The sequence below is a fragment of the Klebsiella sp. CN_Kp088 genome, from assembly GCF_040064335.1.
Classification (GTDB): Bacteria; Pseudomonadota; Gammaproteobacteria; order Enterobacterales; family Enterobacteriaceae; genus Klebsiella; species Klebsiella aerogenes.
Map to the genome: position 1 here is coordinate 60056 of NZ_JBEAIQ010000015.1, position 13950 is coordinate 74005.

10 protein-coding genes are annotated in these 13950 nt (G+C 56.9%); 5 read left to right on the forward strand and 5 right to left on the reverse strand.

The genetic code is table 11. From position 1 onward, the window contains the following. Positions 1 to 31 precede the first annotated feature (31 nt). From selA to ABLV08_RS05525, 4 genes are all read left to right on the forward strand, one after another. A complete protein-coding gene (selA, locus tag ABLV08_RS05510) occupies positions 32 to 1420 on the forward strand; it encodes an L-seryl-tRNA(Sec) selenium transferase (RefSeq protein WP_348855636.1) in 1389 nt (462 codons plus the stop codon). Next, a complete protein-coding gene (gene selB, locus ABLV08_RS05515) occupies positions 1417 to 3276 on the forward strand; it encodes a selenocysteine-specific translation elongation factor (protein WP_015703786.1) in 1860 nt (619 codons plus the stop codon). Before selA ends, selB begins: the two co-directional genes overlap by 4 nt. A gap of 169 nt (positions 3277 to 3445) precedes the next feature. Beyond that, the gene (gene yiaY, locus ABLV08_RS05520) at positions 3446 to 4597 is read left to right on the forward strand and encodes an L-threonine dehydrogenase (RefSeq protein WP_348855637.1); all 1152 of its coding nucleotides are present in this window, start codon (positions 3446 to 3448) and stop codon (positions 4595 to 4597) included. Positions 4598 to 4767: 170 nt separating this feature from the next. Beyond that, a complete protein-coding gene (locus ABLV08_RS05525) occupies positions 4768 to 5256 on the forward strand; it encodes a 4Fe-4S binding protein (protein ID WP_348855639.1) in 489 nt (162 codons plus the stop codon). 37 nt (positions 5257 to 5293) lie between these two features. On the opposite strand, the gene avtA is transcribed toward ABLV08_RS05525, so the two are convergent. Both avtA and ABLV08_RS05535 read right to left on the reverse strand, forming a co-directional pair. After that, entirely contained in the window at positions 5294 to 6550 is a 1257-nt protein-coding gene (gene avtA / locus ABLV08_RS05530; protein WP_015369199.1) for a valine--pyruvate transaminase, read from the reverse strand. Positions 6551 to 6722: 172 nt separating this feature from the next. Further along, positions 6723 to 8753: an alpha-amylase gene (locus ABLV08_RS05535; RefSeq protein WP_348855640.1), complete on the reverse strand. Its 2031-nt coding sequence runs from the start codon at positions 8751 to 8753 to the stop codon at positions 6723 to 6725. A 315-nt stretch (positions 8754 to 9068) separates the two neighbouring features. Here ABLV08_RS05535 and ABLV08_RS05540 point away from each other — a divergent pair, with 315 nt between their 5' ends. After that, on the forward strand, positions 9069 to 9896 hold the full coding sequence (locus ABLV08_RS05540) for a protein bax (RefSeq protein ID WP_020077703.1): 828 nt from the start codon (positions 9069 to 9071) through the stop codon (positions 9894 to 9896). 43 nt (positions 9897 to 9939) lie between these two features. Here the strand turns inward: ABLV08_RS05540 and xylR are convergent, their stop codons facing one another. The 3 genes from xylR to ABLV08_RS05555 all read right to left on the reverse strand — a co-directional run bounded on the left by xylR (position 9940) and on the right by ABLV08_RS05555 (position 13942). After that, on the reverse strand, positions 9940 to 11118 hold the full coding sequence (gene xylR, locus ABLV08_RS05545; RefSeq protein ID WP_015369202.1) for a D-xylose utilization transcriptional activator XylR: 1179 nt from the start codon (positions 11116 to 11118) through the stop codon (positions 9940 to 9942). Positions 11119 to 11241: 123 nt separating this feature from the next. Continuing rightward, the gene (xylH, locus tag ABLV08_RS05550; RefSeq protein ID WP_015369203.1) at positions 11242 to 12423 is read right to left on the reverse strand and encodes a xylose ABC transporter permease XylH; all 1182 of its coding nucleotides are present in this window, start codon (positions 12421 to 12423) and stop codon (positions 11242 to 11244) included. Beyond that, entirely contained in the window at positions 12401 to 13942 is a 1542-nt protein-coding gene (locus ABLV08_RS05555) for a xylose ABC transporter ATP-binding protein (RefSeq protein ID WP_015703783.1), read from the reverse strand. Before ABLV08_RS05555 ends, xylH begins: the two co-directional genes overlap by 23 nt. Between the last annotated feature and the right edge of the window lie 8 nt (positions 13943 to 13950).

Below are 13950 nucleotides of genomic sequence, written 5' to 3' on the forward strand. Positions count from 1 at the left end.
GGGGGAAAATAACTTATCGTCAGGTTCACTCATGTCTACCGATACTCGCGCGCTTTATACCCGGCTTCCGGCCATTGACCGTTTACTTCGCGATCCCGCTTTTGCTTTACTGCTCGATCGCCATGGCCATTCGCAAATCGTGGCGCTTCTGCGCCAGATGTTGGATGAGGCGCGGAAACATATCCGCCAGGCGCAGGCATTGCCAGAGTGGTGCGACGACTGGCCGCAGGAGACCGCCAGCCGGCTGAACCTTAGTCAGCAGAGCGCGCTGCGTCCGGTATTCAACCTGACGGGCACCGTGCTGCACACCAATCTGGGGCGCGCTATCCAGGCGGAAGCCGCGGTACAGGCGGTGGCGCAGGCGATGCGCGCGCCGGTCACGCTGGAATACGATCTCGACGATGCCGGACGCGGTCATCGCGACCGGGCGCTGGCCGATCTGCTGTGCCGCATTACCGGCGCGGAAGATGCCTGTATCGTCAATAACAACGCGGCGGCGGTGTTGCTGATGCTGGCGGCGACGGCCAGCGGGAAAGAAGTGGTGGTCTCGCGCGGCGAACTGGTCGAGATCGGCGGCGCATTTCGCATCCCCGACGTCATGCGCCAGGCCGGTTGTCTGCTGCATGAAGTGGGCACCACTAACCGCACCCACGCCAAAGATTATTGTCAGGCTATCAATGAGCAGACTGCGCTGCTGATGAAAGTGCATACCAGCAACTACAGCATTGAAGGCTTTACCAAAGCGGTTGATGAGGCGGAGCTGGCGGAAATTGGCCGCGAATATGGCGTGCCGGTGGTGGCCGATCTCGGCAGCGGTTCGCTGGTGGATTTGAGCCAGTACGGTTTGCCGAAAGAACCGATGCCGCAGGAACTGATTGCGGCGGGCGTGAACCTGGTGAGCTTTTCCGGCGATAAGCTGCTCGGCGGACCGCAGGCGGGGATTATCGTTGGCGACAGGGCGCTGATCGCTAAGTTACAGAGTCATCCGCTTAAGCGTGCGCTGCGGGCGGATAAAATGACGCTGGCGGCGCTGGAGGCGACTCTGCGGCTGTATCTACATCCGGAGGCGCTGGCCGACGAGCTGCCGACGCTGCGCCTGCTAACCCGCCGCGCCGAAGATATTCGCCAGCAGGGCGAGCGCATTCAGCCTCGGCTGGCGGCGCACTATAGCGATTTTGACGTGCGCGTCGAAGCGTGTTTATCGCAAATCGGCAGCGGGTCGTTGCCGGTCGACCGACTGCCCAGCGCCGCGTTAACCTTTACGCCGCGCGATGGTCGCGGCAGCCAGCTGGAAGCGCTGGCCGCCCGCTGGCGCGCCTTGCCGATACCGACGATCGGCAGAATTTATGATGGCCGCTTATGGCTGGATCTGCGCTGTCTTGAAGATGAACCCCGGTTTATGGAGATGTTATTGAGATGATTATTGCCACCGCCGGACATGTGGACCACGGCAAAACCACGCTGCTGCAGGCGATTACCGGCGTCAACGCCGATCGTCTGCCGGAAGAGAAATCACGCGGTATGACTATCGATCTCGGCTACGCCTATTGGCCGCAGCCTGATGGCCGGGTGTTGGGTTTTATCGATGTGCCGGGGCATGAAAAGTTTTTGTCCAACATGTTGGCCGGCGTGGGCGGGATCGATCACGCGCTGCTGGTGGTGGCCTGCGATGACGGCGTGATGGCGCAAACCCGCGAGCACCTGGCAATTCTGCAGTTAACGGGAAAACCGACGTTAACCGTTGCGTTGACCAAAACGGACCGCGTGGACGCGGCGCGGGTTGCCGAAGTCCGGGCACAGGTGGAATCCACGCTGAGCGAGCTGGGGTTCGACGACGTGGCTTTCTTCGCCACCGCGGCGACGGAAAACCTCAGCATTGCCGAACTGCGCAGCCATTTGCTCCAGCTGACCGAGCGCGCGCATCCGCAACAGCAGCGTTTTCGTCTGGCGCTGGATCGCGCCTTTACCGTTAAGGGCGCGGGGCTGGTGGTGACCGGGACGGCGTTATCCGGCGAGGTAAAAATCGGCGATACCCTCTGGCTGACCGGCGCCAATAAACCCATGCGCGTCCGCGGGCTACATGCGCAGAATCAGCCGGTTGAACAGGCGCGGGCCGGGCAGCGTATCGCGTTGAACATCGTCGGCGACGCGCAAAAAGAGGATCTCAGCCGCGGCGACTGGCTGCTCTCGGCGCAGCCCGCAGAACCTTGCGAGCGGGCGATCGTCGAGCTCACCTGTCACGCGCCGCTCAGCCAGTGGCAGTCGCTGCATATCCACCATGCCGCCAGTCATATCACTGGCCGCGTTTCGTTACTGGAAGGCAATCTGGCCGAGCTGGTGCTGGATACGCCGCTGTGGCTGGCGGATAACGATCGTCTGGTGTTGCGCGATATCTCCGCTCGTTTGACGCTGGCCGGCGCGCGGGTGGTGACGCTGAATCCGCCGCGCCGCGGTAAACGCAAGCCGGAGTATCTGCAATGGCTTTACACGCTGGCGGCAGCGCAGGGCGACGATGCGCAGGCGTTGGATATTCATCTGCAGCGCGATGCGGTGCGTCTTGACGAGTTTGCCTGGGCGCGGCAGCTGAGCGCCGACGGCCTGACGGCATTAATTAACCGTCCGGACTACCTGCAGGCCGGGAATAGCCTGCTTAGTGCGCCGCTGGCCGCCCGCTGGCAGAAAAAACTGCTCGACGCGCTGGCCCGTTATCACGACCAGCATCGCGATGAGCCGGGGCCGGGGCGTGAACGTCTGCGGCGGATTGCGCTGCCGATGGAAGATGAAGCGCTGGTGCTGTTGTTGATTGAACAGATGCGCAGCAGCGGCGTCATTCAAAGCCATCACGGCTGGCTGCACCTGCCGGAACATAAAGCCGGGTTTACCGATGAGCAGCAGGCCATCTGGCAGCGTGCGGAATCGCTCTTCGCCGATGAGCCATGGTGGGTGCGCGATCTGGCGCGCGATCTGAACGTCGAAGAGTCGTTGATGCGCGCGGTGCTGCGCCAGGCGGCGCAGCAGGGGATGATTACGGCGATCGTGAAAGATCGTTATTATCGCAACGATCGGATTGTTGAATTTGCGCAATTGATCCGCCGCCTGGATCTGCAGCGTGGTTCCACCTGCGCGGCGGATTTTCGCGATACGCTGAATATTGGCCGTAAACTGGCGATTCAAATTCTCGAATATTTCGACCGCATTGGCTTTACCCGCCGTCGGGGCAACGATCATCTACTTCGCGATGCGCTGTTATTCCCTGAAAATAAAAACGGCGAATAATCACGCAAATGAAAAATTAAGCCGGTAATGTTTAACAGTACGTTAAAAATGAAAATATTAACGTACTGTTTTTCATCAAATTTCTTGCCATAAATGGCGTTCAGGTCATGTTTTTTATTTCGACATCCTCGTACCCTTCCATGATATTCACCTAAATGAAGGAATCATCATGGCTGCATCGACTTTTTATATTCCGCCAGTAAACGTTATTGGCGCTGGTTCTGTTACTGAAGCGATGAATACTATCCAGCAATACGGATATCGTCGGGCATTAATTGTCACCGACGCGATGCTGAATAAATTAGGTATGGCGGGTGAAGTACAAAAGGCGTTACAGGAGCGGGATATTTTCAGCGTGGTGTATGACGGCGTGCACCCGAACCCGACGACTCTGAACGTCGAAAGCGGTCTGGCGCTGCTGAAAGAGAATAACTGCGACTGCGTGATTTCCCTGGGCGGCGGTTCCCCGCACGATTGCGCGAAAGGTATCGCGCTGGTCGCGGCAAATGGCGGAAACATCCGTGACTATGAAGGGGTGGACCGTTCGGCAAAACCGCAATTGCCGATGATCGCTATCAATACCACCGCCGGTACGGCTTCCGAAATGACCCGCTTCTGCATCATTACCGATGTCGATCGCCACATCAAAATGGCGATTGTCGATAAGCACGTGACGCCGGTTCTGTCGGTTAACGACTCCTCGCTGATGATGGGGATGCCGAAATCGCTGACCGCCGCCACCGGTATGGACGCGTTGACTCACGCTATCGAAGCCTATGTTTCTATCGCGGCGACGCCGATCACCGATGCCTGCGCGTTGAAAGCGATGACCATGATTTCGCAGAATTTAACTCACGCAGTGGAAGATGGCGGCAATGAACAGGCGCGTGAAGCGATGGCCTATGCGCAGTTCCTTGCCGGTATGGCCTTCAACAACGCGTCGCTGGGCTACGTCCACGCAATGGCGCACCAGCTGGGCGGCTTCTACGATCTGCCGCACGGCGTCTGCAACGCCTTACTGCTGCCGTTTGTGCAGGAGTACAACTGCAGCGTCGCCGCCGCGCGTCTGCGTGACTGCGCGCAGGCAATGGGCGTGAACGTTGCCGGGCTGAACGATAAGCAGGGCGCGGAAGCCTGCATCGCGGCTATCCGCGAGCTGGCGCGTAAAGTCGGCATCCCGGCCGGTCTGCGCGATCTGAACGTTAAAGAAGAGGATATCCCGCTGCTGGCCAGCAACGCGCTGAAAGATGCCTGCGGTTTAACCAATCCGATTCAGGCGACTCACGAAGAAATCATGGCGATTTTCCGCGCCGCGATGTAATCCTAAAAACTCCCCGGCGGCGATACGCCGCCGGGTGAAGCGCCATTCCCCCCGGTTTTACCCAAATTTGATGTCGCATTTGCCTAAAACGTTGCTGATTCCATTCAGGATCAAAGCGCGTAGCGGGGCTTTTCTGGCACGCTGCGTTTTTATCCCGAATGGAGTTGAGGATGAACCGGTTTATTATCGCCGATGCGCAAAAGTGTATCGGCTGCCGAACCTGCGAGGTGGCCTGCGTGGTGTCGCATCAGCAGGATCAAGATTGTTCTACCGTTTCTGCAAGACGCTTTGCGCCGCGGATTCGGGTGGTTAAGAGCGATGAGCTATCAACGGCGACGCTGTGCCGTCAGTGCGAGGATGCGCCCTGCGCGAACGTCTGCCCGGAAGAGGCAATACGCCATGAAGGCGACGTCTGGCGAATCGATCAACGCCTGTGCATTGGTTGTAAAAGCTGTATGGTGGCGTGCCCTTATGGGGCGATGACGGTGATGTTGACCGACGAAGGCGTGCAGGCGCTGAAGTGCGATCTGTGCGCGCACCGGCAAACGGGGCCGGCGTGCGTAGCGGCCTGTCCGACTCAGGCGCTGCGCTGTATTGAGCCCGCCGAGCTGGAAAGATTAAGCGCCGAGCGCCGCCGTTGGGCGGCGCAGGCAATGTAATCGGATGTTCCCGGTCAGTCATGGCCGGGAAACACCATCAGGCGTCTTGCTCCTGCCAGGCGCGCTCAATCTCTTCGGCAAGAATTTTCACTCCCGCCTCGATTTTCTCCGGGTCCGGCACGTAGTTCATGCGCATGCACTGATGCGTATGCGGCCACGGCTTGTCCAGCCCCGGGAAGAAGTAATCGCCCGGCACCATCAGCACACCGCGTTGTTTCAGGCGCTGATACAGCAGCTCGGTGGAGATCGGCAGATCCTTAAACCACAGCCAGAGGAAAATCGCCCCTTCCGGTTTATGAATCAGGCAGCGTTCTTCCGGCAAATAGCGGCGAATGGTAGCGATAGTTTCCTGAACACGCTGATAATAGAACGGTTTAATCACCGTCTCCGACAGACGCAGCAGGTCTTTACGCTTAATCATTTCGCACATCATTGCCGGACCAATGCCGCCCGGAGCGAGGCTGATAATGCCGTTCATATTGCTGATGGCGGTAATGATTTTCTCGTTGGCGATGATAATGCCGCAGCGCGTGCCCGGCAGGCCGAGCTTGGATAAGCTCATGCACAGCACGATGTTCGGATTCCACAGCGGGCGCGCTTCGCTAAAAATAATACCCGGGAAAGGCACGCCATAGGCGTTATCAATAACCAGCGGGACGCCGTGCTGATTGGCGAGGGCATCCAGCTTAATAAGCTCTTCGTCGGTAATGACGTTGCCGGTCGGGTTGGTTGGCCGGGAGACGCAGATCATCCCCGTCTCTTCGGTGATCTGCAGATGTTCGAAGTCCACGTGATACTTAAACTGGCCTTCCGGCAGCAGCTCAATGTTGGGACGGGTGGCGACAAACAGATCCTCTTCCAGCCCGGAATCGGCGTAGCCGATATATTCTGGCGTCAGCGGGAACAGCACTTTGCGGGTGGTGCCGTCGGCACGGCGGCCGGCAAACAGGTTAAATAAGTAGAAAAATGCACTCTGGCTGCCATTTGTTAGAGCAATATTCTGTGGTTCGATCTCCCAACCTAATTCTTCGCGCAGCATTTGCGCAAGCAGGGTCAGAAGCTCGCTTTTCCCTTGCGGACCATCATAATTGCAAAGCGCATCAAGGGCTTTGCCGTTATCCAGCATATCGGCCAGCAGGCTATTGAAGTATTCATTCATCTCCGGGATTTGCGCGGGGTTGCCGCCGCCCAGCATGATCGCGCCCGGTGTGCGCAGGCCGTCATTGAGGTCTTCCATCAGGCGGGTGATGCCTGAATGACGGGTGAATTTGTCGCCGAAAAGTGAAAATGTCATCGCGGATATTCTGTTGGTCTTCTGGAAAGGGAATTACCATAACGCCAGCGTCAACGCGGTGCAAATCGGCACAGGAGGGAGCGATTTATTTTTTGTTCTGCTAATAGGGGAGATATTAGTAATTTGTGCTGAAAAGGCTCCCGCCAGCGGCAAGGAGCCCGGTAAGCGACTGCTATTGCTGTCCGGCCCAGACAACCATCACTTTATCAGCGCTGCTTTCACGCACGAAACCATAGCCCTGCTCTAGCGTCAGCGTCTGTTGTTTACCCATACCAATGGCCGGATGGCGGGCGCGGAATTGGGCGATTTTTTGCCAGTGCGCGACATTATCGGATGCGCTGCCGGCAACATCCTGCCAGTTCATATCGGAGCGGGTACCCTGCAGCGGGTCGGAGCCCGTGGGGCCGAACGGGCGCGAAGATTCATCGCCATAGAAGAGTTGCACGGCGCCTGGCGCGAGTAATAACAGTTCCGCCGCCCGGCTGCCGCCTTCGCGGAACAGGCGGGTATCGTGCGAGGAGAGATAGCTCAGCACGTTGAAACCCTGCAGCTTGTCCGCCATCTGCTGCCAGGTGGCGTCCATGTTTGCAAGACAGTTTGCTGCTTTCGCCGCTTGATCCTGATAATCGAAATTAATCATCGCGTCGAAGCCGTGGCGATAGTAGTCGCTTTGCATTACGCCGTGATCCCAGGCCTCGCCGGTCATCCAGAATGGCGCATCATCCAGCGCTTTCTGCGGATTCGCTTTTTTCCATTCCGCCAGCGCGGCCGTGGCCTGCGTTTTGAGCTGCTGCCAGGCGTCCGGTTCGACGTGTTTCGCGGTATCGACGCGGAAACCGTCAATCCCGTAGTCGCGTACCCATTGGCTAAGCCAGTGGGTCAGATAGTCCCGCGGCGTGTAGCCGGCTATCTCTTTGGCGGCGGTATCTGGCTTGTGACGATAGAAATTTGGCAGGCCAGAAGGGATCGTCGATTCGGTTTTCAGGTCCGGCAGGAACGCCAGCGACATGGTGAAATCGTCGAAACCCGGATTGTCGTAGTCGCCGATATCGGTGCGGATCCATTTTTTCCCCCACCATTGTTCCCAGCCTGCTTTATCGCTGAAGTTGATGTAATCATTGAAGCTGTGCCAGCTTTGCCCCGACGCCGGTTCCCAATCGGTCCAGCGCTCGCCAAGCGTTTTTTTCAGTTCATCGCCTTTCAGGTACAACGAACCGAAGTGAAATTCCTGCATATCGGCGAGCGTGGCGTAACCGGCGTGATTCATGACGATATCAAACAGCACGCGTATACCGCGCCGATGGGCCTCATCAACCAGTTGCCGAAGATCGGCTTCGTCACCCATGTTGGCGTCAAGACGGGTCCAGTCCTGGGTGTAGTAACCGTGATAGGCGTAGTGGGGAAAGTCGCCTTTGGTGCCGCCGCCGACCCAGCCGTGAATTTGCTCCAGCGGTGAACTTATCCATAGCGCGTTGACGCCAAGCTGTTGAAGATAATCCAGCTTGCTGGTCAGCCCTTGTAAATCGCCGCCGTGGAAGGTGCCTATCTCCTGCATACCGTCTTTATGGCGCCCGTAGCTGTTGTCGTTGGCCGGATTGCCGTTGACGAAGCGATCGGTCAGGACAAAATAGATCGTGGCGTTGTGCCAGTTAAACGGCGCGCTGGCGGCGCTATTCGCTTGTTCAAGCAGCAGGAGCCCATTACTACCAGCGGCGGGCCGCAGCGTGATTTTGCCCGCTTTCACCGTGGCGATATTACCGCTATAAAAATCGCGGACCTGGCTTCCTTCAGCGAACGTTTGGCCGACGTCGAGCGTCAGCGGTTTACCATCCCATTTGGGGCACTGGCGCAGCAGCGGCTGCGTACTGGTAGTGTGCTGTTCCGCCAGCGACAGCATCAGCGTTGGCGTACCGGAGCGGGTATCGACTTCCAGCGTATAGCGCCCGTCACGGAACACGCGCCACTGCGGCGGCGTATCCCGGCAGGGTTCCAGCGACAGCATCTGATTGAGTTTTATCGCCCCCGCAGGCTGCCAGCACTGTTGGTCAAAACTTATCCGCAAAGGGCGGGTACCCTTCGTCACCTCATTTTGCGTCGTGAAACGGCCTGCATCCTGTTCAGTAAAGGCGGGGAAGTCAGCGGTTGTCCAGGCGGCAAAGGCCATCCCGGGCAGCAGTAGCGAGGCAAGCGCAGCGAGTTTCATGCTGGAGTCCTGTTAGTGGTTTTTATCACAGTGTGTCTGCGCGCCATAAGGTTGAAATCATCCCGCCGGTAATTTTGCGGGGAGGATGAAAAGGGGTGAGTGATTTAGCTCAAAAAATGAGCTATAAATGAGACGGAGATAGCATTTCTGCGCATTCGCGACGGTGCAGAAACCGATTTCAGGTGACAGCAATTCGGAATTGGACTATTTCTCTTGATGCTCTCTCTGGGTATTTTTGATACTATTCGCGATTCAACTATCGATTTTTTGCGAAAAACAAGGTGTTGGAATGAGTAAATCCGACCAGGAGACCTAATGATATCGATTCCCATGCGACGATATGGGGCTGCGATACTCATGTTACTTACCTGTATATTTTCAGGTAGTGTGTTGGCGACAACGCACACAGCAACAAAGAGTCATAAAGCCTCAGTAGTTAAGAAAGTAAAGAAGCCAAGTAGTATCAAGGTTAGCAGTAAACAAGAGTATTCTCGCAATAGTGTAAAGAGCAGTTCACTTCCTGATTTGCGAAAATACCCTTCCGGGACACCAAGGAAAAAAGCGTTTCTCCGGACGGTTATGCCTTACATTACAAAGCAAAATCAAGCGATCACGGCAGATCGTAACTGGCTTGTCTCTAAGCAATACGACGGCCGTTGGTCGCCGAGCGAGCAGGCGCGTCTGAAAGATATCGCCTCACGTTATAAAGTGAAGTGGTCTGGCAATACTCGCCGTATACCATGGAACTCGCTGCTTGAGCGCGTCGACATTATTCCAAACAGCATGGTGGCGACCATGGCGGCGGCGGAAAGCGGTTGGGGCACCTCGAAGCTGGCGCGCGTCAACAACAACCTGTTTGGTATGAAGTGCGGCGGCGGCAATTGTCGCGGTGCGATGAAAGGCTACTCCCAGTTTGAATCGGTCGAGCAGTCGGTTCAGGCTTACGTGAGAAACCTTAACACGCATCCGGCTTATTCATCCTTCCGTAAGTCTCGCGCACAGCTGCGTAAGACGGACCAGGAAGTGACTGCCAGCGCGATGATCCACAAGTTGAAGGGGTACTCGACGAAAGGGTCGAGCTATAACAACTATCTCTTCGCTATGTATCAGGACAATCAGCGCCTAATTGCCGCTCATATGTAATCATCAATGCCCGGTGCGTAAGCCCGGGCATTTTTCTTTTCTGCTACATCATCACTTCACTGTGCCGATCGCGGTACTCTTTCGGCGTCACGTCGTACTCTTTCTTAAACACTGAATAGAAATACTGCAGCGACGGATAACCGCACATCTGCGAAATTTCGTTTATCGATAGCGTGGTGGAGACCAGCAGGCTGCGCGCTTTTTCCAGCTTTTCGCTGTGGATCACCGTGTGGATGGTCTCGCCGACCTCTTCTTTAAAGCGTTTCTCCAGATTAGAGCGAGAGATGCCGACGGCGTCGAGCACCTGCTCAACCTTGATGCCTTTGCAGGCGTGATTGCGGATATAATGCATCGCCTGAATCACCGCAGGGTCGGTGAGCGAGCGATAATCGGTGGAGCGTCGCTCAATGACGCGCATCGGCGGCACCAGCAGCCGCTGTAGCGGTAGCGCTTCGTTTTCCAGTAATCGATGCAGAAGTTTCGCCGCCTGGTAGCCCATCTGCCGGGTACCCTGCGCCACGGAAGAGAGCGCGACGCGGGAGAGGTAGCGGGTCAGTTCTTCGTTATCGATGCCAATGACGCACAATTTTTCCGGCACCGGAATATGCAGCAGCTCACAGGCCTGCAGGACGTGACGTGCCCGGGCATCGGTCACGGCGATAATGCCGGTTTGCGGCGGCAGCGTTTGTAGCCAGTCGGCGAGCCGATTTTGCGCATGCTGCCAGTTCTCCGGCGCGGTCTCCAGCCCCTGATAGACCACGCCACGGTATTTCTCTTTGGCGACTAGCTGGCTGAAGGCGTGTTCGCGCTCCATCGCCCACCGCTTGCCGCTGGAGGTCGGTAGCCCGTAAAAAGCGAAACGGTTCACGCCTTTTTCTTTCAGATGCAGGAATGCGCTTTCGACCAGCGCGGCATTATCGGTGGCGATATAGTGAACAGGCGGATAGCATTCTGGCTTATGGTAGGAGCCGCCGACGCCGATAATTGGCACTTTGACATCCGCCAGCAGCTTTTCTATCTCCGGGTCGTCGTAATCGGCGATAACGCCATCGCCCAACCACTCTTTGATGTTTTCGATACGCGCGCGAAAATCCTCTTCGATAAAAATATCCCATTCCAGCTGTGATGCCTGCAGATATTCGCCAACGCCTTCAACCACCTGACGGTCATAGGCTTTGTTGGCGTTGAATAACAGCGTAATGCGGTGACGCTTTTCAAACATAGATGATATTCCTGCTCTTACCCCGGTCATACAATACCGGCTAATGCCCGAATTATTTCAAGCGCCTTTTGGCGAAGTTTGGCGGTGGCGCAAGTTATTCGGGCATTTTTCATAGTGATACCGTTATGTTCTCCGCTTGGTAGCCGAATCCATCCAGACCGCCAACAGTAAAATGGCGCCTTTAACGATGTATTGCCAGAAGGTGGCGACGTCCATCATGCTCATGCCATTATCCAGTGCCGACATAATAAACGCCCCCATTACGGCCCCTGCCACGCTGCCGATACCGCCCGCCAGGCTGGTGCCGCCAATCACGCAGGCGGCGATGGCGTCCAGTTCGGCGATATTGCCGGCGGAAGGCGAACCCGCTCCCAGTCGCGAACTGAGGATCAACCCGGCGATGGCGACCATCAGGCCGTTAATAGCGAAGACTGCCAGCTTGGTGCGCTCGACGTTAATCCCGGAGAGGCGGGCCGCTTCCAGATTGCCGCCAATGGCATAGATACGACGGCCAAAAGCGGTGCGGGTCGCCATAAACATGCCTGCCAGCAGCAGGGCGGCGAGTATGAGCACCGGCGTCGGCACGCCGCGATAATCATTGAGCAACCAGATAGCGCCCAGCACGATAACTGCGGTGATGGTCTGACGGCCAACGGCGCCGCCAGAACTGGTGGTCGCCAGCCCTAACGCCTGCCGGCGCATCCGCCCGCGCCATTGCCAGATGATAAAGGCCGCCATGCCAATAACGCCGATACCAAAGCCGATGCCGTCCGGTAAATAACTTTGGCCGATTTGCGACATCGCCGGCGTGGTGGGCGAGACGGTGGTACCGTTGGTAATACCGATCAGAATTCCGCGAAACGCCAGCATGCCGGCAAGGGTAACAATGAAAGAGGGCACCTTGCGATAGGCGACCCACCATCCGTTCCACGCGCCGAGCAACAGCCCCATGACCAACGTAACGAGGATGGTGAGCGGCAGCGGCCAGCCGAGCCAGACGTCGAAAATCGCCGCCGCGCCGCCGAGCAGCCCCATCATCGAGCCGACGGACAGATCGATTTCCGCCGAAATGATCACGAACACCATGCCGACGGCGAGGATGCCGGTGATGGCGGTTTGCCGCAGGAGGTTGGAGATATTACGCGCGCTCAGATAGGCGCCGTCGGTAACCCAGGTAAAGAACAGCATAATGGCGATAATCGCGGCGATCATCACGAAAACCTGGAGATTGAGCCCTTTCAGCGCCGGAAAAACGGCAGGGGCGGATGGCGTAAGTTTGATTTCAGACGACGTGTTTTTCGACATGGCGTTCGCTCCTCAGTGCGGCTTCCATCACCTGTTCCTGGGTCAGACCTTGATTATGCAAATCGGCCTTAAGCTTGCCTTCGTGCATCACCAGCACCCTATCGCTCAGCCCGAGCACTTCAGGCAGTTCGGATGAGATCACGATGACGGCGATGCCTTGCTGCACCAGTTGATTGATAAGCTTGTAGATTTCGTATTTCGCACCGATATCGATGCCGCGGGTTGGTTCATCGAGGATTAAAATGCGCGGATTGAGCAGCAGGCAGCGGGCCAGAATCGCCTTTTGTTGATTGCCGCCGCTCAGGCGGCCAATCGCCAGATCCGGCGATGACGTTTTGATTTTCAGCCGCTGAATCGACTGCTGAATGCAATGCTGCTCCGCGGCGTCATCGAGGCTGCTTGCCGGGCCGGTGAACTGGTTTAACGCCGCGAGAGTGATGTTCTTGCCGACAGCCATCACCGGCACGATGCCGTCTTTTTTGCGGTCTTCCGGCACCATGGCGATGCCATGGGCAATCGCCTGTTGGCAGTTGTTAATCGTCACCGGCTGTCCGTCGATAAAGATGCTTCCCTGCCAGCGCCCCGGCCAGACGCCAAACAGACACTGTACCGCCTCGGTGCGCCCGGCGCCGACTAACCCGGCGATGCCAAGGATTTCGCCGCGGCGGAGGGAAAACGACACGTCGTTGACGCGCTTGATATGACGGTTAACCGGGTGCCAGGCGGTGAGATGCTCGACCCGCAAGATCTCATCGCCATGACTATGTGGTTCATTTGGGTACAGCGCAGTGAGCTCGCGCCCGACCATCATAGTGATGATGTCATCTTCATTCATCCCGCTGGCGTCGCGGGTGCCAATATGCTGGCCGTCACGTATTACGCAGATAGTGTCGGAGATAGCTTTAACTTCATTGAGCTTGTGCGAAATATAAATACAGGCGATGCCGTGGTTTTGCAGATCGCGAATAATCGCCAGCAGCGTCGCGGTTTCTTGTTCGGTTAATGATGCCGTGGGTTCATCGAGGATCAGCAAACGTACCTGTTTATTTAGCGCCTTGGCGATCTCGACCAGCTGTTGCTGGCCCAGGCCTAAATCGCCAACGCGGGTATCGGGCGAGATCGATAAATTCACCTGCGCCAATAGCTTCTGGCAGCGCAGGGTCATGGTTTCGTAATCCAGCAGGCCATGGCGTGAGACCTCGGCGCCGAGAAAGATATTTTCCAGCACCGTGAGATGTTTCACCAACGCCAGCTCCTGGTGAATAATGGCGATACCTTTACGCTCGGTATCGCGAATATGATTCGCCTGTAACGTCTCGCCAGCGAAAATAATTTCACCTTCGTAGCTGCCGTGAGGATAGATCCCGCACAGCACTTTCATCAGCGTTGATTTCCCCGAACCATTTTCACCGCATAACGACACCACTTCCCCGGCATTCAGCCGCAGGCTGACGTTATCCACGGCCTTAACCGCGCCGAAGGCTTTGGTGATGTTCTTCATTTCGAGTAACCAGGACATAGAGACTC